Origin of the sequence: Nocardia canadensis (assembly GCF_032656385.1) — a bacterium.
In the GTDB taxonomy this organism is placed as follows: Bacteria; Actinomycetota; Actinomycetes; order Mycobacteriales; family Mycobacteriaceae; genus Nocardia; species Nocardia canadensis.
Window position 1 is genome coordinate 1,477,144 of sequence record NZ_JAVCWB010000010.1, and the last position, 18,598, is coordinate 1,495,741.

At 70.0% G+C, this 18,598-nt stretch carries 16 protein-coding genes; 7 read left to right on the forward strand and 9 right to left on the reverse strand.

The features are described 5' to 3' along the window. Positions 1-54 precede the first annotated feature (54 nt). Together egtB and egtA are read right to left on the reverse strand one after the other, a co-directional pair. The gene (egtB, locus tag Q7X29_RS30150) at positions 55-1,347 is read right to left on the reverse strand and encodes an ergothioneine biosynthesis protein EgtB (RefSeq protein WP_218717236.1); all 1,293 of its coding nucleotides are present in this window, start codon (positions 1,345-1,347) and stop codon (positions 55-57) included. A gap of 102 nt (positions 1,348-1,449) precedes the next feature. Beyond that, positions 1,450-2,733: an ergothioneine biosynthesis glutamate--cysteine ligase EgtA gene (egtA, locus tag Q7X29_RS30155; RefSeq protein WP_218717228.1), complete on the reverse strand. Its 1,284-nt coding sequence runs from the start codon at positions 2,731-2,733 to the stop codon at positions 1,450-1,452. A 133-nt stretch (positions 2,734-2,866) separates the two neighbouring features. Between egtA and Q7X29_RS30160 the strand changes: the two genes are divergently transcribed. Continuing rightward, a complete protein-coding gene (locus tag Q7X29_RS30160) occupies positions 2,867-4,045 on the forward strand; it encodes an aminotransferase class V-fold PLP-dependent enzyme (protein ID WP_316576070.1) in 1,179 nt (392 codons plus the stop codon). On the opposite strand, the gene Q7X29_RS30165 is transcribed toward Q7X29_RS30160, so the two are convergent. Then, positions 4,042-4,596, reverse strand: a complete 555-nt coding sequence (locus tag Q7X29_RS30165; protein ID WP_316576071.1) for a TetR/AcrR family transcriptional regulator — start codon at positions 4,594-4,596, stop codon at positions 4,042-4,044. The two genes, Q7X29_RS30160 and Q7X29_RS30165, sit on opposite strands and share 4 nt — an antisense overlap. A gap of 97 nt (positions 4,597-4,693) precedes the next feature. Here Q7X29_RS30165 and Q7X29_RS30170 point away from each other — a divergent pair, with 97 nt between their 5' ends. Both Q7X29_RS30170 and Q7X29_RS30175 read left to right on the forward strand, forming a co-directional pair. Continuing rightward, positions 4,694-5,356, forward strand: a complete 663-nt coding sequence (locus Q7X29_RS30170; RefSeq protein ID WP_316576072.1) for a lysophospholipid acyltransferase family protein — start codon at positions 4,694-4,696, stop codon at positions 5,354-5,356. A 109-nt stretch (positions 5,357-5,465) separates the two neighbouring features. Beyond that, entirely contained in the window at positions 5,466-7,109 is a 1,644-nt protein-coding gene (locus Q7X29_RS30175) for a fatty acyl-AMP ligase (protein ID WP_316576073.1), read from the forward strand. A gap of 173 nt (positions 7,110-7,282) precedes the next feature. Here Q7X29_RS30175 and pth read toward each other — a convergent pair whose 3' ends face one another. Then, positions 7,283-7,861 (reverse strand): aminoacyl-tRNA hydrolase, encoded by a 579-nt coding sequence (gene pth / locus Q7X29_RS30180; protein WP_218717223.1) that lies wholly within the window; start codon positions 7,859-7,861, stop codon positions 7,283-7,285. Between the two features lie 24 nt (positions 7,862-7,885). After that, positions 7,886-8,506, reverse strand: a complete 621-nt coding sequence (locus Q7X29_RS30185) for a 50S ribosomal protein L25/general stress protein Ctc (protein ID WP_316576074.1) — start codon at positions 8,504-8,506, stop codon at positions 7,886-7,888. Between the two features lie 391 nt (positions 8,507-8,897). Between Q7X29_RS30185 and Q7X29_RS30190 the strand changes: the two genes are divergently transcribed. Continuing rightward, positions 8,898-10,538, forward strand: coding sequence for a peptide chain release factor 3 (locus Q7X29_RS30190; protein WP_218717221.1), 1,641 nt, complete (start codon positions 8,898-8,900; stop codon positions 10,536-10,538). Positions 10,539-10,561: 23 nt separating this feature from the next. On the opposite strand, the gene Q7X29_RS30195 is transcribed toward Q7X29_RS30190, so the two are convergent. After that, positions 10,562-11,110 (reverse strand): nuclear transport factor 2 family protein, encoded by a 549-nt coding sequence (locus Q7X29_RS30195; protein ID WP_218717235.1) that lies wholly within the window; start codon positions 11,108-11,110, stop codon positions 10,562-10,564. Positions 11,111-11,377: 267 nt separating this feature from the next. Then, positions 11,378-12,250, reverse strand: a complete 873-nt coding sequence (locus Q7X29_RS30200; protein ID WP_308248403.1) for an Abi-alpha family protein — start codon at positions 12,248-12,250, stop codon at positions 11,378-11,380. A 434-nt stretch (positions 12,251-12,684) separates the two neighbouring features. On the opposite strand from Q7X29_RS30200, the gene Q7X29_RS30205 reads away from it, so the two are divergent. Together Q7X29_RS30205 and Q7X29_RS30210 are read left to right on the forward strand one after the other, a co-directional pair. Continuing rightward, the gene (locus Q7X29_RS30205; protein ID WP_255587347.1) at positions 12,685-13,899 is read left to right on the forward strand and encodes a DUF445 domain-containing protein; all 1,215 of its coding nucleotides are present in this window, start codon (positions 12,685-12,687) and stop codon (positions 13,897-13,899) included. Continuing rightward, positions 13,890-14,786, forward strand: coding sequence for an Abi-alpha family protein (locus tag Q7X29_RS30210; RefSeq protein ID WP_255587346.1), 897 nt, complete (start codon positions 13,890-13,892; stop codon positions 14,784-14,786). Before Q7X29_RS30205 ends, Q7X29_RS30210 begins: the two co-directional genes overlap by 10 nt. Before the next feature lie 58 nt (positions 14,787-14,844). On the opposite strand, the gene Q7X29_RS30215 is transcribed toward Q7X29_RS30210, so the two are convergent. Next, positions 14,845-16,629 (reverse strand): ABC-F family ATP-binding cassette domain-containing protein, encoded by a 1,785-nt coding sequence (locus tag Q7X29_RS30215; RefSeq protein ID WP_218717219.1) that lies wholly within the window; start codon positions 16,627-16,629, stop codon positions 14,845-14,847. Positions 16,630-16,797: 168 nt separating this feature from the next. Between Q7X29_RS30215 and Q7X29_RS30220 the strand changes: the two genes are divergently transcribed. Beyond that, complete coding sequence (locus Q7X29_RS30220) at positions 16,798-17,649, forward strand: LLM class flavin-dependent oxidoreductase (protein ID WP_218717218.1); 852 nt, start codon at positions 16,798-16,800, stop codon at positions 17,647-17,649. Positions 17,650-17,652: 3 nt separating this feature from the next. Here the strand turns inward: Q7X29_RS30220 and Q7X29_RS30225 are convergent, their stop codons facing one another. Next, on the reverse strand, positions 17,653-18,588 hold the full coding sequence (locus Q7X29_RS30225) for a 4-(cytidine 5'-diphospho)-2-C-methyl-D-erythritol kinase (protein WP_218717217.1): 936 nt from the start codon (positions 18,586-18,588) through the stop codon (positions 17,653-17,655). Positions 18,589-18,598: the final 10 nt, after the last annotated feature.

The following is an 18,598-nucleotide window of genomic DNA, read 5'->3' on the forward strand; positions in this document are numbered from 1 at the left end:
CTGCCGTTCGGCGGGCCGGTTCCGGGCGCCGAACGGTGAAGTCACCGCCGCGCATCAGATCTCGTCCGCTCGCAGGTCGCGGGCCAGCCGGAACCCGGCGAAGATCTGTCTGCGGATCGGGTGGTCCCAGTTGCGGAAGGTGCCGCGGCAGGCGACCTCGTCGGTGCCGAACGAGCCGCCGCGCAGAATCCGGTAGTCGCCGCCGAAGAAGACCTCCGAGTACTCCCGGTACGGGAAGGCGCGGAAGCCCGGGTAGGCCTCGAAGCCCGAGGAGCACCACTCCCAGACGTCACCGATCAGCTGGTGCACGCCGGTCGCCGAGACGCCGGCCGGATAGGCGCCGACCTCGGCGGGTTCCAGGTGCCGCTGGCCGAGGTTGGCCCGGTGCTCGTCGGGGGTGTCCTCGCCCCACGGATAGCGGCGCGAGCCGCCGGTGGCCGGATCGAACCGGGCCGCCTTCTCCCACTCGGCCTCGGTCGGCAGGCGCTTACCCGCCCAGCGCGCGTACGCCTGCGCCTCGAACCAGCACACGTGCACGACCGGCTGCCGCGGCCGGAGCGGGGTGCGCACTCCGAAGGCCACCCGCGTCCACCGGGCGCCGTCGCGCTCCCAGAACTGCGGCGCGACGAGCCCGGCCTCCTGCCGGTGCGCCCAGCCCCGCTCCGACCACAGTTCGGGGCGTTCGTAGCCGCCGTCGTCGATGAAAGCCAGGTACTGCTCGTTGGTCACCGGCGCGATGTCGATGGCGAAGCCGGGCACGTGCACCGGATGCGCGGGGCGTTCGTTGTCCAGGGCCCACGGGTCGGCCGAGGTGCCCATCAGGAATTCGCCCCCGGGAACGACCACTTCGCCGGTGACCGGACTCGGCGCGGTGGGCGCGGGCGGTGCCGACAGCACCGGGGCGCCGAGGCGCAGCTGATGGGTGGCGAGCATGGTCTCGTCGTGCTGCTGTTCGTGCTGGGCGATCATGCCGAAGGCGAAACCGTTGTCCACCAGCGGATCGCCGGACAGCGCGCTGGAACCCAGCACGTCCCAGACCTTCTCGCGGACGGTGCCGACATAGCCGCGGGCCTGATCGGGATCGAGCAGCGGCAGCGCGGGGCGGTTCGCGCGGGCGTGTTTGAACGCGTCGTAGAGCTCGTCGATGTCGGCCCGGACCGCCTCGCGGCCACCGACATCGCGGACCAGCCAGAGCTCTTCCTGATTGCCGATGTGGGCGAGGTCCCAGACCAGCGGGCTCATCAGCGGCGAATGCTGGGCGATGAGGTCGGCCTCGTCGACGCTGTCGGTGAGAACGGCGGTGCGGCGGCGGGCCCGCTGCAGCACCTCGGCGATCCGCTCGCGCATGCGGTCGCGGTCGCGGTGATCGGCGGGGGCGGAAAGGGTCACGGGATCAACTCCGGAAGGGTGTGGGCGACAACGTCATCGGGCCGGTGGGAGCGGTACCTGTCACGAACCGCCCGACCCGTTGCGCGCACGCGCCACGGTGAGGGGACTGTCGCCGGACCGACATCGGCGCGCGGCCAGGGCCAATTCCTGTGCGGCCGGGGCGGATCGGGCGTGCTGGGCGGCGAGTTCGAGCAGGTCGACCGCGACCCGGCGGACCTGCGGATCGAGCAGGCCGGTGCGGGCCGCGCCAAGCCACTCCCCCGCGGTCGGCGCGGCCAGGGCGGTCGCCTCGGCGACGACCGCGGGCGTGGACAACAGCGCGTCGAACAGGTGGATCGGGGTGGTCCAGGTGTCGCCGGGCTGGGTGTCGAGGTAGCGCACCTCGAGGTGGCCCGCGGCCCGGACCGGCGGGAACAGGGTGGTCAGGTGATAGTCCAGGTCGGCGGTGCCGGGGCGGCGGCCGACCTCGTCGTCGAGCGCGCCCGCCAGCCAGTCGGCGAAGGTGGCGCCGGGCGGCGGTGACCAGTCGGCGTCGTGCTCGGTGCAGCGCACGCACAGCAGCGGCACGTCCAGCGCCCAGTGCGCGTAGGCGGTGATCGGATCGGACCAGTCGGCCACCGGCGGGCGGGTGCGCGAGGGGTCCAGTCGCAGCCAGGTGCGCATGCGCTGGGATGCCCACGCGCCCTGCGGTGCGCCGTAGAGCCGGGGCGAGCAGGCGAAGGCGGCGATCAGTGCCGGTCCGAGGACGTAGAGCGCCGTCCAGCGGGCCCTGACCTCGTCGGGATCGGCACCCGCGTCGACGCTGACCTGGGTGGCCGCGGTATTGCACATCATGAGCGCCCCGAACGGCCCGACGCCGGCGAACCGGCGTTCCATGGCCGCGTAGCGGGGTAGGCGGAGGAGCCGTTCGGCCGGGCGACGAGCGTCGGCGGCGGCCGATTCGATACCGATTCCGTGGGCGGCGAGCAGGTCCCGCAAACGGGCCGCATCAGCCGCCAGCTGCTGCGTCAGCGCCGCCGGATCGGCGAACGGTGCGCTGGATAGTTCTATCTGACCACCGGGTTCGATGGTGACCCTGCTTCCGCCGGGCAGGGGGGCCGCGGCCGAGGCCGGGGCGATCGAGGTGGGTGCGTGGGGCCCGAGGGCCGCTGCCATCAGCTCGAGCGAGGGGCGCGCACCGGTGGGCCCCGCGGTGAGCCACTCCAGTTCCGCACCGATCAGCGCCGGTGGCCCGAGTTTGAAGCAGACCCCGCCGACATAGGCCTCCGCCGCCGCCCTGGACGATAGTTCGCCCTGGTCAGTGGCGGAATCGGGCCACGAAGAACGTTCCAGAGTGACCGCCATGCCAACCTCCGCGTACTGGGTGCCGCCGTGGAAACCGCGTGCTCGTGCAACCGACTCATTCCAGAGTAGCGACGAGTACCGACAGAAAAAGTGACGAAATGGGGAACAGCTCGGCGGCGGTAGGGTCGTCGCCATGATGGACCTCGCCGCGATCAGAGCCGACACTCCCGGACTCGCGTCCGGGCAGGTATTCCTCGACAGCGCCGGATCGTCGCTGTCGCCGCGGGTGGTCACCGACACCGTGATCGCCCACCTGCGCCGGGAAGCGGAGATCGGTGGCTACCGTGCGGCTAACGAACGACTCGACGACCTGGCCGCGGTGAAGACCTCGATCGCGAGCCTGATCGGCGCCACCCCGGAGACCATCGCGCTCAGCGACAGTGCGAGCCGGTCATGGGCCGATTTCGCCTATGCGGTGGCGCTGCGTCCCGGCGACCGCATCCTGATCTCCGGCGCCGACTACGCCAGCAACGCCATCGCCGCGCTCCAGCGGGCCGGGCGGACCGGTGCCGTGGTCGAGCACATTCCCAGCGACGACACCGGCCGTCTCGACACCGACGCCCTCGCGGCCATGCTCGACGAGCGGGTGAAGCTGGTCTCGCTGCAGCACGCGCCGACCAACGGCGGCCTGGTGAATCCGGTCGGCGAGGCCACCCGGGTCGCCCACGAGGCGGGCGCGCTGGTGCTGCTCGACGCCTGCCAGTCGATCGGGCAGTTGCCCATCGATGTCGGCGCGCTCGGCGTCGACGCGCTCTCGGCCACCGGGCGCAAGTGGCTGCGCGGGCCGCGCGGCACCGGATTCCTCTACGTCCGAGACGAACTGGCGCGCACGATGGAACCGGGACGGCTCGATCTGCACAGCGCGCAGTGGGTGAGCCCGAACGAATACCGGCTCGCCCCCGACGCGTCTCGCTTCGAGTTCTGGGAATGCGATGTCGCCGCCCGGCTCGGGCTCGGGGCCGCCGTGGACTACCTACTCGCCCTCGGGCCGGACGAGGTCTACGCCGCCGTGGCCGACCGAGCGGGTTACCTGCGCAAAGCCCTGCCCGGCGTGCCCGGGGTGACCGTGCGCGACCTCGGCACCGAGCACAGCGGGATCGTCTCGTTCACCGTCGACGGTCACGACCCGCTCGCGCTGCGCGACCGGCTCGCCGAGCACGCCGTCACCGTGACCGTCAGCCACGCGGGCTCCACCCTGCTGGACATGACCACGCGCGGCCTGCCCGCGATCGTGCGGGCCTCCCCGCACTACTTCGTCGACACCGACGACCTCGATCGCTTCGTCGCCGCGCTGGCGGAGGTCACCCGTTAACCCGTGAGGTGCTCGCCGACGATGCGGTCGGCGAGCACGCGCGGGTCCGCTTCCGGGGCAACGACTTCGAGTGTCCGGTTGGCCGCGAGGGTGGCCAGGCCGTGCACATTCGTCCACAGCAGCAGGGCCGTGGCGGTGGCATCGGCGCCCGGCCGGGCCGCGGCGACCAGCGCGACGATCTGCCCGTACAGCGGCTGGGTCGTCGCCCGGAGGTTCTCACCCGAGCCCGCCAGCAGGTCGTGCCGGAACATCAGCGTGAACATCTCGGGCCGGGTGAGCGCGAAGTCGACGTAGTCGATCGCCATCCGGCGCAGCCGTTCGCGTGGGTCGGCGATCGTGGCGAGCGCGCCGAAGCGGTCGATCAGGTCGGCGAAGCCCCGCGCGGCGATCGCGGCCAGCAGGGCGGCATGGGTGGGGAACCAGCGGCGCGGGGCACCGTGCGAGACGCCGGCCGCCCTGGCGATGGCCCGGAGCCCGAGTTCGCCGACGCCGTCGCGTTCGAGCAGGTCGACACCGGTGTCGATCAGGCGCTCACGCAGCGATTCGGGCATAGGGGCAATTCTGCACACCCGGTGGGCCACGCGCGCCCTCGCCTGCGTAGACAATGTCTACTATCGTCGCGTAGACACTGTCTACTCTGGAGGTCCCATGTGGTACCAGCTGTGCAAACACGTCCTGATCGGCCCGCTGCTGCGATTGCTCGGCCGCCCGCGCGTGGAGGGTCTCGAGCACGTGCCGCGCACCGGGCCGGTGATCATCGCGGCCAATCACCTGGCCTTCATCGACTCGCTCTACCTGGCGCTGGTGATCCCGCGCCCGCTCACCTTTCTCGCCAAACAGGAGTACTTCGCCGGCACCGGCCTGCGCGGACGGGCCAAGCGGTGGTTCTTCACCGCCGCCGGACAGGTACCGGTGGACCGCACCGGGGGTGACGCCGCCGCCGACGCCCTCGCGGCTGCCACCCGGATCCTCGAAGCGGGCGGCGTCTGGGCAATTCACCCGGAGGGCACCCGGTCGGTGGACGGCAGGGTCTATCGTGGTCGCACCGGGGCGCTGCGCGTTGCCATGGCTACAGGGGCGCCGGTGGTGCCCGTGGTGCTGGAGGGAACCGACCGCATGAACCCCCGCGGTCGGAAACTGTTGCGTTTCACCAAGGTGCGCATCAGCGTCCAGCCGGTGCGGCGGTATCCGGCAGCGGTGCACCGCGCCCAGGTCAGAGTGGCAACTGACCAGCTGATGCGGGAAATTGCGATGCAATCGGGTAGACCATATGTGGACCGCTACGCTGCCTCCTTTGCCGCCGAACGTTGATCGGCGAGGACGCTCGGTTGTCAGTCGGGGTTAACACCGGGTGGGCGGGGCGGGATTTTCTGTTGGGAGCACGGCCGTAACCGATCGTTGGCGTAAAGGGAGTCCGACGTTGAGCAGGTTCACCGACGAAATGTTTGCCACAGCGCTGACCAGCCACAGGGGGCTGGTCACCGGGGAGCCGGAGGCGCCGTTGCGGCAGACCTGGGGGGATATCCACCGCGTGGCGCGGCGGATGGCGGGTGGCCTGGCGGCCGCCGGGATCGAGCACGGTGACGCGGTGGGCGTCCTGGCCGGCCTGCCCGTCGACATCGCCCCTGTCTGCCAGGGCATCTGGATGCGTGGTGCTTCGATCACCATGCTGCACCAGCCGACTCCGCGGACCGACCTCGCGGTCTGGGTACGCGACACCGAGACGGTGCTCGACATGATCGAGGCCAAGGCCGTCGTGCTCGGCGCGCCGTTCGCCGCCGCCGAACCCGTGCTGCTCGAGCGCGGGATCACCGTGGTCAAGATCGAGGACCTGCACGAGGGCCCCGACACCGACCCGGTGCCGACCGCCGAATCCGATATCGCGCTGCAGCAGTTGACCTCCGGATCGACCGGATCACCCAAGGCCGTCCGGATCACCCACGGCAACTTCAACGTCAACGCGCACGCGATGTTCAATCGTGTGAAGTTCCAGCTCGACGACGACGTGATGATCAGCTGGCTGCCGCTGTTCCACGACATGGGCATGGTCGGATTCCTCAGCGTACCCATGCAATTCGGCGCCGAGGTGGTCTGCGTGACCCCGCTGGATTTCTTGGCCAGGCCGCTGCTGTGGGCCGAGCTGATCGACAAGTATCGCGGAACCGTCACCGCGGCACCGAACTTCGCCTACTCGCTGCTGGCCCGGCGGCTGCGCCAGGCCGAGCCGGGCTCGATGGATCTGTCCAGCGTGCGGTACATGTGGAACGGAGCCGAACCAGTCGACCCGGACACCATGATCGCGCTCGCGGACGCGGGCAAGCACTTCGGGCTCAACCCGATGGCGCTGACCCCGGTCTACGGCATGGCCGAGACCACCCTGGCCGTCTCGATCCCCGACCCCGGCCACGGCATGGTGCTCGACGTCATCGACGCCGATCTGCTCGAAGCCGTCGGCAAGGCGGTGCCGGTGGCCGAGGACGGCCACCACGGCACCCCGCGCAGGTTGCCGACGCTCGGCCACCTCGTCGACGACCTCGAGGGCCGGGTGGTCGACGCCGAGCGGCAGCCGCTGCCGGTGCGCACGGTCGGCGTCATCGAATTACGCGGCCCCGCGGTGACTTCGGGCTACGTGACCGTCGATGGATTCCGGCCCGCGCAGGACGAGGAGGGCTGGCTCGACACCGGCGACATCGGCTACCTCACCGAGGCCGGGCTGGTCGTGGTCTGCGGGCGGATGAAGGACGTCATCATCATGGGCGGGCGCAACATCTACCCGACCGACATCGAGCGGGCCGCGATGCGGGTGCCCGGCGTGCGCCCCGGCAATGCCGTGGCCGTGCGCCTGGACGCCGGCGAGAAGCGCGAAAGCTTCGCCGTGGTAGTGGAATCCAACGACTATCAGGATCCCGACGAGGTGAAGCGAATCGAGCGCGAGATCGTGCACGAGGTGTTCGCCGAGGTCGGCGCCCGCCCACGCACGGTCGCGGTCCTCGGCCCCGGTGCCCTGCCGAAGACGTCGTCGGGCAAACTGCGCCGAGCCGCCACCGCGGTACACCTGAGATAGGACCGACCCGTCGCTGCCGGCCACGCACGCCCCGACCTCGAGGAGGGGCCGCCGCGCAGCGGCGGTTCGCGGCCGTCCCGCCGGTCAGGCGCCGTTGCGCAGGCGACGTAGGAGCAAGCAACGGTGCCTGACCGGCGGGACCGGAAGGGCCGCGAACTCGAGCGCACCAGCGCTCAATGTAATTGGTTCTGGGCGGTTTCCAGCCCGACCTTCAGCAAGAGCTCGACCGCGTCGGCGGCCTGCTCGACGATCACCGGGACCTCTTTGCGCTCCGGGGCCGCGAACGGCTTGAGCACGTAGTCGGCCGGGTCCTGACGACCGGGCGGGCGGCCGATGCCGATCCTGGTGCGCAGGTAGTCCTTGGTGGTCAGGGCCTGGGAGATCGAGCGCAGGCCGTTGTGGCCGCCCTCGCCGCCGCCTTGCTTGAGCCGGATGGTGCCGAACGGCAGATCGAGCTCGTCGTGGACCACGATGACCTGGTCGACGGGCACCGAGAAGAACTTGGCCAGCGCGGCCACCGGCCGACCGGACAGGTTCATGTAGGTGCGCGGCTTGGCGATCAGGATCTGGCGCCCGTCCAGGCGGGCCTGCAGCAGATCCGCGCCGGACTTCTTGTGCACGGCAAAACGGCCGCCGACGCGCTCGGCGAGCACGTCGGCGACCAGGAAGCCCACATTGTGGCGGGTGCGCTCGTATTCGGGGCCGGGGTTACCCAGCCCCACCACGAGTGCGGGCCCAGAGGATTCGGTCATGCGCCGAACCGTAGTGCAGGAGTCTTACTCGGACTCGGGAGCCGACTCGGCGGTCTCCTCGGCGGCGGTGCCTTCGCCCTCTTCGTCGAGCTGCGCGGCCGACGGCGCGGCGATGACGTTGACGATCAGGGCCTCCGGGTCACCGGCGAGGGTCACGCCCGCGGGCAGCTCGATGCTGCGGGCCAGGATCTGGGTGCCCGGCTCGATGCCCTCGACCGAGATCTCGATGGACTCGGGCAGCTTCAGCGCATCGGCCTCGATGGACAGGGTGGTGGCTTCCTGGGTGATCAGGGTGCCGGAGGCGGCGTCGCCGGTGACCACGACATTGACGTCGGTGGTGACGCGCTCGCCACGCTTGACGATCAGCAGGTCGGCGTGCTCGATGTAGCGGCGGATCGGGTGGACCACGACCGACTTGGTCATCGCGAGCTGCTGCTTGCCGTCGACGACGAGGTTCAGGATGGCGTTGGTGCCGTGGGTACGCAGGATGGCGGCGAAGGCCTTGGCGTCCAGGCTCAGGTGCTGCGGCTCGGCCTGGTGGCCGTACAGCACGGCGGGCACGTTGCCGTCGCGACGGGTACGGCGAGCGGCGCCCTTACCGAATTCGGTGCGGACGGCGGCTTCGATCTGGTTCACGTCGGACATGACTGAATGCGCTCCTACGGCTCTTCCGGGCTGGTCAGGTGGGGCGACCCATCTGCGGGGTCAACGTCTACTCGTCGGACGAAGAACGAACGAGGACGACCGGGAAGGCCGAGCCGCGTCGATCACGGTGAGTACAACCACTAGGGGCAACTCACCCTCGCCGAGACAACCCGACCACCATACCGCATCGGCATATCCACAGAAAAACGGCCCCACCTGCCGCCGCGAAGCCGCGCGACACCATCCACCGCGACGACCACGGGTTTGCGGCCGCCTCGCATCCGAGGCTCGAAGCGTAACGCCGAAGGCGTAGTCTCGAGCCTCGGATGCGAGGCCCGAAGGGCCGCAAACCCCGCGGCACCAGCCGCCATAAACACAGTGAGGTTCTGCGTTGACCGAGTCCGGAGAGAGCGCCGCCCCCACCCCGCGCGGACTACCCGCCGAGGTCGCGCGCCGCCGCACCTTCGCCGTGATCTCGCACCCCGACGCGGGTAAGTCGACGCTGACCGAGGCACTGGCACTGCACGCCAAGATGATCTCCGAGGCGGGCGCCATCCACGGTAAGGCCGGGCGCAAGTCGACCGTGTCGGACTGGATGGAGATGGAGAAGGCGCGCGGCATCTCGGTGAGCTCGACCGCGCTGCAGTTCAACTACCGCGCCGCCGGGTCCGACGTCGACAATGTCATCAACCTGGTCGATACCCCCGGCCACTCCGACTTCTCCGAGGACACCTACCGCGTGCTCACCGCGGTCGACGCCGCGGTCATGCTGATCGACGCGGCCAAGGGTCTCGAGCCGCAGACGCTGAAGCTGTTCCAGGTCTGCCGCCACCGGGGCATCCCGGTCATCACCGTCATCAACAAGTGGGACCGCCCCGGTCAGGCGCCGCTGGAGCTGCTCGACGAGATCAGCGAGCGCATCGGCCTCACCCCCACCCCACTGTTCCTGCCGGTCGGCATCGCCGGCGACTTCCGCGGCCTGCTGCGGCGCGGCCCCGAGGGCGAGGCGAGCGAGTACATCCACTTCACCCGCACCGCGGGCGGCGCGACCATCGCCCCCGAGGAATCGCTGACCCCGGCCGAGGCCGAGGCACGCGAGGGCGAGGCCTGGACGACCGCCGCCGAGGAGAGCGAACTGCTCTCGGCCACCGGGCAGGACCACGACCAGGAACTGTTCCTGGCCGGGCAGACCTCACCGGTCATCTACGCCTCGGCGATGCTGAACTTCGGTGTGCGCCAGCTGCTGGAGACGCTGGTGGCGCTGGCCCCCGCTCCCGGCCCGCGCGCCGATGTGGCGGGCAAGGACCGCGCGACCGGCGACCCGTTCAGCGCGGTGGTCTTCAAGGTGCAGGCGGGCATGGACACCGCGCACCGCGATCGGCTGGCGTTCATGCGGATCGTCTCCGGTGAGTTCGAGCGCGGCATGGTCGTCACGCACGCGCAGACCGGTCGTCCGTTCGCCACCAAGTACGCGCTGACCGTGTTCGGCCGCGAGCGCACCACCGTCGACACCGCCTACCCGGGCGACGTGGTCGGCTTGGTGAACGCCACCGCGCTCGCGCCGGGCCACACCCTGTTCGTGGACAAGAAGGTGGAGTTCCCGCCGATCCCGAGCTTCGCCCCCGAACATTTCGCGACGCTGCGCGCGCAGAGCGCGGGCAAGTACAAGCAGTTCCGCAAGGCCATCGACCAGCTCGACTCCGAGGGCGTGGTGCAGGTGCTGCGCAACGACGCCCGCGGCGACGCCTCGCCGGTGCTGGCGGCGGTCGGCCCGATGCAGTTCGAGGTCGTCACCGCTCGCATGCAGGCGGAGTTCAATGTGGAAACCCAGCTGGATTTCCTGCCCTTCACTTTGGCCAGGCGCACCGACGCGGAATCGGCGCCGGAATTGGATCGCCAGCGCGGCGTCGAGGTGTTCACTCGGACCGACGGCGCGATTCTCGCGCTGTTCAGCGACAAATGGCGGCTGCAGTACATCGAGAAAGAGCATCCGAAGCTCACGCTCGAGCCACTGGTCGCGACCGCGGACTAACTGGTCGACTGTCTGAGTCGGCGTCAGGCGGCCGGTCCGGGGTTGCGCTCCACCGAGGAGATGTGATTCTCCTGGGCGATCATCCCCCAGCGGCTCGCGGTCAGCCGCAGACTGGGCAGATCACTGAGCGAGAGCACCACCTCGTAGGTGCGCTCGTACCCGGTGTGCGCGATGCGCCAGTGACCGTCCTCGCAGCGGACGTAGCGGTCGGTATAGAAAGCCGCGCCGCGCAGGCACATGTTGTGCTCGGGGATGATCACCGTGTCGGCCAGGTACCAGGTGCCGGTCGCGGTGTCGCCGTCGACATCGATCTCCGGATGGTCGCAGCGATGCTCGGTGATGACGTGCGGGCCGAGGGTGTTGCGCAGGAAGGCCAGGAAGGCCTCGCGCGACTCGAACTGCAGGTATTCGCTGTAGGTGGCGGTCGCCTCGGGGATCAGGGTGTCGGCGAACTCGTCCCAGGACTTGGTGTCGAGGGCCCGCAGATAGCGGAATTTGAGCCGGCTGATCGCGATGAGGTCGTCAGGGTGATCGGGCGGGCGCTGGACCGGTTCGGGCTGCTGTTCGTCCATCGCGTCCGCGGGCGGCATCTCGGCCATCCGATCCTCCCCCGTCTCCATCCCGGCGACCAGTGGAGCGTCGTCACCGGGCAGCAGCGGACCGGGCCGCGCCGAGGTGGGCGCGACGGGATCGTCGACGCGCACGCTCGGAGATCCGGGACCCTGCTCCATCCCTCCACGATCCCACTGAAACGAGCGCAGTGCCGGATCTGTATCTGATCGCTATCACTGCCGACACCGGAGCGTGACCTCCGGCGCCGCCTGCCCGCGCTGTCTCAGCTACCCGATGGTGAAGCAGGTGCGACAGAAGTCCTCGCCGAATTCCGACAGGCGCAGGCTCTTGCGGACGATCTTCGGCGCGCGGCCGGCCTTCTTGAGCGCCTCCTCGACCACCGGCTGCACTTCGAGCACCATGTAGCGGCTCAGCACCACCGGATCCTCGGAGGTGAACGTCAGGCCGAGGCGGTTGAGGTTGATCAGATAGGAGCGGGCCCGATCGGGGTAGCGCACGCCGGCCTGCTCGGGCACCGAGGTCAGATCGCCCTGCACCAGCTCCGAGCCGATACCGAGCGGGCGGTTGGTGCGCACGTCGACCGAGGGCTGCGGACCGTTGAGCGCCATGAACCGCAGGATGCGGGCCTCGTCGGGCGCGATCTCGTCGAGGATGCGGTCGTAGGCCGGGTGCACGTCCTCGGTGAAGTAGACGTCGGCCGAGCGGGCCAGCAGCGCGTCGCCGCGGCGACGCAGGTCCTCGGTGCTGGCCGAGCGCAGGTAGGGACCGACGGTGATGGCCTGCTGGGTGGACCCGTTGGGCGTCGGCACGTAGCTGACGATCTCGCGCACCGACCCCTCGGTGACACCGAGCGCGCTGCGCGCGATCGAGCGCAGGGCGTTGCCCGTGCGCTCGGCGATGTCGGCCGAGGACTCGCCGTCCAGGGCCGCCTGGGCCAGTTCCTTGGTCACCTCGTAGGTGGTGCCGACCGCCCATTGGCTGCCGCGCACCGCGGTGCCCGCCGCCAATCCGGCGGCGCGGAACACCCCGCGGATCAACCGGGCTTCATTACTGATCTGTCGCTGCTCGACATCCGAGCTGCGCTCGACGGCGCGGGTACCGGCACGGGCCAGGTCCTGTCCGGTCCTGTCGTCTGTCACGTCCTACTCCGAAGTCTCGCATGGGAACGATCGCCCACAGATTATTGCCCGACCACGCTCCAAGCACAGTGCGTACGCAGCGCGCCCCCTGTACGCGCTGGTTGTGGCCTGTCACCAAATGTGGTGGTGCTCATTGTTCCGACTCGCCTGGGCGAATACGGCATTCGGGACAGGTTCTGTGACTGATGTCTCAGACACTACCCTGTGGCCTGGCGCACGACGAATGGACCCAGTTCCGCACCTCACAGTAGGGTCACCGCGGCACGGGGGTGCTAATTTTGGGTGCCGGTGAGGCGGTGATCACCGGGTTACGGCAGGAGGGTGTCGTGTTGGAGAGTGTGTTCGGGTTACATCCGACACTCCTGCTAGAAATTCTGACCATTCCTCTTTTCACAGGAATAATCGGCTACATCACGAACTGGACCGGCATTCTGATGCTGTTCCAGCCGATCAAGTTCCACGGCGTGAAGCTGCCCGGCTTGCGCGCGATCTTCCCGTATCTGCCCAAGCGGATCCAGGTGTTGCCGCTGCTCAGCTATGACGGGCGGATCGGCTGGCAGGGCATCGTGCCCTCGCGCGCCGACAAGATGGCCAGCATCGCGGTCGACAAGGGGCTGTCCAAGCTCGGCAGCGTGTCCGACTTCTACCGCGAGCTCGATCCGGAGAAGCTGGCCGAACATCTGGCCGAGGTCGCCGACGCCCAGATCAGCGATATCGTCGAGGTGATCCTGCGCCGCGAGCACCCGCAGCTCTGGTACAACCTGCCCACCCAGGTGCGCGAGATGGTGCATCAGCGGGTGCGCTCGCAACTGCCGGAGATCCTGCGCGAACTCACCATCGAACTCGGCACCAATATCGATCAGCTGCTCGATGTGAAGCAGATGGTCATCCGATATTTCCAGGCGCGACCGCAATTGCTCAACCAGTTGTTCCAGGTGCTCGGCGCCAAGGAACTGCGGTTCATGCAGAACTTCGGCTTCTATTTCGGCGCGCCCTGCGGTCTGCTGCTGGTGCTCGCGCTGCACACCACCGGCCTCTCGCCGCTGATCGTGCTGCCCATCGGCGGGATCATCATCGGCTGGGTGGTCAACTGGGTCGGCATCAACATGATCTTCGCGCCCGCGACGCCCAAGTGGTGGTGCCCGTGGCGGCAGGGTCTGCTGATCAAGCGCCAGCCCGAGATCACCGCCGGCTACGCCGAACTCGTCTCCACCGAGGTGGTCACCGTCGCCAATATCGGCGACGAGCTGCTCAACGGCCCGCGCTCGGACCGCACCCTGCAGATGCTCGAGGACACCCTGCGTCCGGCCGCCGACCGCGCGCTCGGCCCGGCCCGGCCCGCGGTGAAGTTCATGCTCGGCAGCCGCGAGTACGACTCGCTACAGTCCACCCTCACCGCCGAGGCGATGACGATCGCGCCGATGGCCTTCGCCGACCCGGCGTTCAACGTCCAACAGGGCAGGCAGGTCAACGAATACATCGCCCGGCAAATGTCCGCACTTTCCCCACACGACTTCGTGGACATGCTGCGTTCGGCCATCAAACAGGACGAATGGTTGCTTTTCGTCCATGGCGGCGCGCTGGGGCTGCTCGCCGGATACGCTCATATCCTGGTCTTCGGAACTGGAGTGGCGACTACATGGATATAGACGACGGGACCCCGTCCACCGAACTGGTGCGACGCGCGGTACCGCCGATCGAAGCCATCGGTGACCGGCGCGGCGTGCTGCCCGTCTCGCCGGTGCGTACGGTACGGGCGGCGACCGGGGTCGCGCGGGTCGCGCTCACCGCGGCCTCGGGGATGACCCTGTGGACCCTCGACACCGCCCTCGGCGTGACGGTCACCGTCCTGCGCGGCAGCATGGCGGGCGCCCCGCCCAAGGATGTCCTCGCCGAAGCCGAAGGCGAAGTGCGCGACCGGCTCCGGCACGCGCTCGGCCTGCCCGTCGGCACCGAGCACTCCGGCGACGGCGGCATGCCGACGCTGCGCGAACAGGGCGCCGAGCTGCTGCGCCTGTCGGCCAGCACGCACGCGGCCCAGCCCGATACCCACCCCGCCTACCCCGGCATCCTCGCCGAGATCACCCCCGACGAGGCCCGGATCCTGCGGTTCATGCACGTCGACGGACCGCAGCCCGCGCTCGATGTGCGCACCGGACGCCAGCGGGCGTTCGGCGGTGAGCGCCTGATCAGCGGCCTCACCCTGATCGGCGAGCATGCCGGTCTGCGCTTCCCGAACCGGGTGCCGCAATACCTGCCCAACCTGCGCAGGCTCGGGCTCATCGAGTCCACCCGCGAACCGGTCGGCAATCCGAGCCGCTACCAGCTCATCGAGGCGCAGGAGCAGGTGCGCGACGCGCTCAAGCGCGGCTTCGGCACCAAGGTGAGCTACCGCAGCATCATCCTCACCGAATTCGGCGCCGACTTCGTGCAGACCTGCCTGCCCGTCGTCATCGCCGAAGGGCGCGAGACTGTCCCGCCTCCCCGCGATTTCGGGCCGGACTCAGGCGCTGGGTCACGACGCGTCGGCGGCTGACGGTCGCTCGCCGGATCGGTCAGCCCGTGCCCGGCGAGTTACCCCTGTCCCTCCGTGATCAGTGGTCCTCGGCCAGTTCCAGCCATCGTTCTTCGGCGGCTTCCTTTTCCGCGACGACCTCTTTGAGTTCGGCGCCGAGCTTGACCAGCTTGTCCGGGTCGGTGGCGGCATCGGCCAAGGCGACGTGCAGTTTCTGTTCGCGCTCGTCGAGTTTGGCGATGCTGCGCTCGAGCCGCGACAGCTCCTTGCGGGCGGCGCGGCGGTCGGCCGAATCCGTGGTCGCGGCGGACGGTTTCGCGGCGGCGGGCTTGGCCGGGGCGGCCAGCGTGGCCCGCTTGGTGAGGTACTGGTCGATGCCGCCGGGCAGGTTGGTCAGCTTGCCGTCGCCGAACAGCGCCCAGGTGGTGTCGCAGATGCGCTCGACCAGGTAGCGGTCGTGGCTGATGACGACCAGCGTGCCCGCCCAGTTGTCGAGCAGGTCCTCCAGCTGCTGCAGGGTATCGATATCGAGGTCGTTGGTCGGCTCGTCGAGCAGCAGGACGTTCGGCTCCGCCATCAGGATGCGGGTCAGCTGCAGGCGGCGGCGCTCGCCACCGGACAGGTCGCCGACCGGAGTCCGCTGCCGGGCGGGAGTGAAGCCGAGTCGCTCGGCCAGCTGACCGGCCGAGATCTCCTTGTCGCCGAGCATGATTCGCTGGGCGACCTGCTGCACGGCCTCGAGCACCCGCATGTCGGTGGGCAGGTCGTCGAGTTCCTGGCGCAGCCAGCCGATCTGAACGGTCTGGCCCTGGATGCGCTTGCCCGCGGCGGGTTCGGCGTCGCCGGCCAGGGCGCGCAGCAGCGTGGTCTTGCCCGAGCCGTTGACCCCGACCAGACCGACCCGTTCACCCGGCGCGAGCCGCCAGGTCAGATCGTCGACCAGCACGCGGCCGTCGGGGGTGGTGAGCGTGGCGTCCTCGAGTTCGATCACCACGCGGCCCAGGCGCTTGCGCGCGAACGCGGCCAGCGAGACCGAGTCGCGCGGCGGCGGCACGTCGGCGATCAGCGCCTCGGCGGCTTCCACGCGGTAGCGCGGCTTGGAGGTACGGGCCTTGGCGCCGCGACGCAGCCAGGCCAGTTCCTTGCGGGCCAGGTTCTGGCGGCGGGACTCGGTGGCGTCGGCCTGACGGGCGCGTTCGGCGCGGGCGAAGATCCAGTCGCCGTAGCCGCCCTCGTAGGTCTCCACCTTGCCGCCGACGACCTCCCAGGTGCGGGTGGCGACGGTGTCGAGGAACCAGCGATCGTGGGTGACGACGACGAGCGCGGTGCGCCGGGCGACCAGGTGCTCGGCCAGCCACTGCACGCCCTCGATGTCGAGGTGGTTGGTCGGCTCGTCGAGGACGAGCAGGTCCAGGTCGCGCACCAGCGCGGCGGCCAGCGCGACGCGGCGGCGCTCGCCACCGGAGAGGTTCGTGACCGGGGTGTCCAGGCCGAGATCGGCGATGCCGATGCCGTCGAGCACCGAGCGGATGCGCGCGTCGGCGGCCCATTCGTGTTCGGCGATGTCGACGGTGGACAGATCGTCGGAGAGTCCGGCGAGCACGATGGAACCGATGGTGGCGCCGTCGGGCAGCACGCCGCGCTGGGTGACCACGGCCATCCGCAGTCCGCCGACCCGGCTCACCCGGCCGCTGTCGGGCTGCTCCAGACCGGTCAGCACCTCGAGCAGCGTCGTCTTGCCGCCGCCGTTGAGACCGACCACCCCGATCCGCTCTCCCGCGTGCACACCGAGCGAGACGTCGTCCAGCAGCGGCTTGATGCCGAAGCTCTTGGAGACCTGTTCGAGGTTGATCAGGTTGGACATAGGTGTTGCTCGCCCGCCTTCCGCGCGACTGTGGGGCCGTGACGAGCCTACTTGCCCGGTCGTCGGCCGTCCGAGCCGCGCCACCTTGCGCTACGAACGATGTTCGTTTAACGTCGTTCGTAGCGAACAACGTTCGCCACGAACGACGTTCTTTCCCCGGAGGATTCCATGCATATCGGCCTCGGCCTCCCCATTTCCGATCCGCCCGCCCTGTTCGACTGGGCCCGCCGCGCCGACGACGGCCCCTTCTCCACCCTCGGCCTGCTCGACCGGCTGGTCTACGACAACCCCGAACCGCTCGTCACCCTGGCCGCTCTGGCCGGCGCCACCCGCCGCATCCGATTGCAGACCGAGGTGCTGCTGGCCCCGCTGCGCGAGACCGCGCTGCTGGCCAAGCAGGCCGCCACCCTCGACGTACTGTCGGGCGGCCGGTTCGTCCTCGGCGTCGGGGTCGGCGGACGCGCCGACGACCACCTCGCCGCGGGCACCGAGCTGCGGACTCGCGGGCGCCGCCTCGACGAGCAGATCGGCCTGCTCCACCGCCTCTGGGCCGGCGAATCGTTCGGCCCCGAGTGCGGACCGATCGGCCCCGTCCCGCGCTCCCCCGCCGGTCCCGAGCTGCTGTTCGGCGGCTTCCAGCCCGCCGCGCTCGACCGCGTCGGCCGCTGGGGCGGCGGGTTCCTCGCCGCCGCGCCGCCGTCGTGGGCGGGCAACCTGTTCGACACCGTGCGCCGCTCCTGGAAAGACCACGGCCGCATCGGCGCGCCGCGGATCGTCGCCCAGGTCAATGTGGCCGTCGGTGACGACGACCTGATCGCCGACGCCCGCGCGGCCATGGGCGCCTACTACGCCTTCGCCGGTGATCGCTCGAAGTTCATGCTCGACGGGCTGCTCACCACACCCGACGCCATCCGCTCGACCATCGCGCGATTCGACGAGCTCGGCGCCGACGAGGTGATGCTCTACTGCTACGGCCGCGACGCCGACCAGGTCGACCGGCTCGCCGACGTCATCGGCTGACGCTCAGTGCTTCCCGTGCGCCTCGGTGTCGAGCACCCGCGCCCCCGGCACCGGACCGCTGGCCGTGCGCACACTGCGGCAGACGCCGGCACCGGCCAGTTCGGCCGCCACCGCGATCGCCGCCTCCTCGGTCTCGCACAGGAACGCGCAGGTGGGGCCGGACCCCGAGACCAGTCCGGCGAGCGCACCCGCCCCGACCCCGGCGCGCAGGGTGCGCCGCAGCTCCGGCTTCAGCGACAGCGCCGCGGCTTGCAGATCGTTGCCGAGCAGCGGCGCCAGCGTGCGCGCGTCGCCCGCGGCCAGCGCCTGCATGAGTTTCTGCGGATCGCCCAGCCGCGGCGGGTCGCCCTCGGCACGCAGTCGATCGAGTTCCCGGAAGACCGACGGGGTGGACAGGCCGTCCTTGGCCAGCGCCAGGACCCAGTGAAAGGTGTTGCGCGAGAGCACCGGAAGCAGCCGCTCGCCGCGGCCGGTGCCGAGCGCGGTGCCACCGTGCAGCGCGAACGGGACGTCGCTGCCGAGTTCGGCGGCCACCGCGGACAGCTCGTCGCGGCCCAGCCCCAGATCCCACAGTTCGTTCAAACCGACCAGCGCGGCGGCCGCGTCGGCGCTGCCGCCCGCCATGCCGCCGGCGACCGGAATACCCTTGGCGATGGCGATCTCCACCAGCGGCGCGCGCCCGGCCAGATGCGCCAGGCGAACCGCGGCCTTCCAGACCAGGTTCTCCCGATCCGTCGGCACCTCGGCCGCACCCTCGCCGGTGACCCGCACCGCCAGCGAGGCCGACGGGGCGAGTTCGAGCTCGTCGGCCAGCGACAACGCCTGGAAGACCGTGGTCAGGTCGTGGTAGCCATCCGGACGCAGATCACCGACTCCGAGATGCAGGTTCACCTTCGAAGGAGCGCGCACGACGACCGGGCTGGGCACAACTGACAGCACGATCACCAAG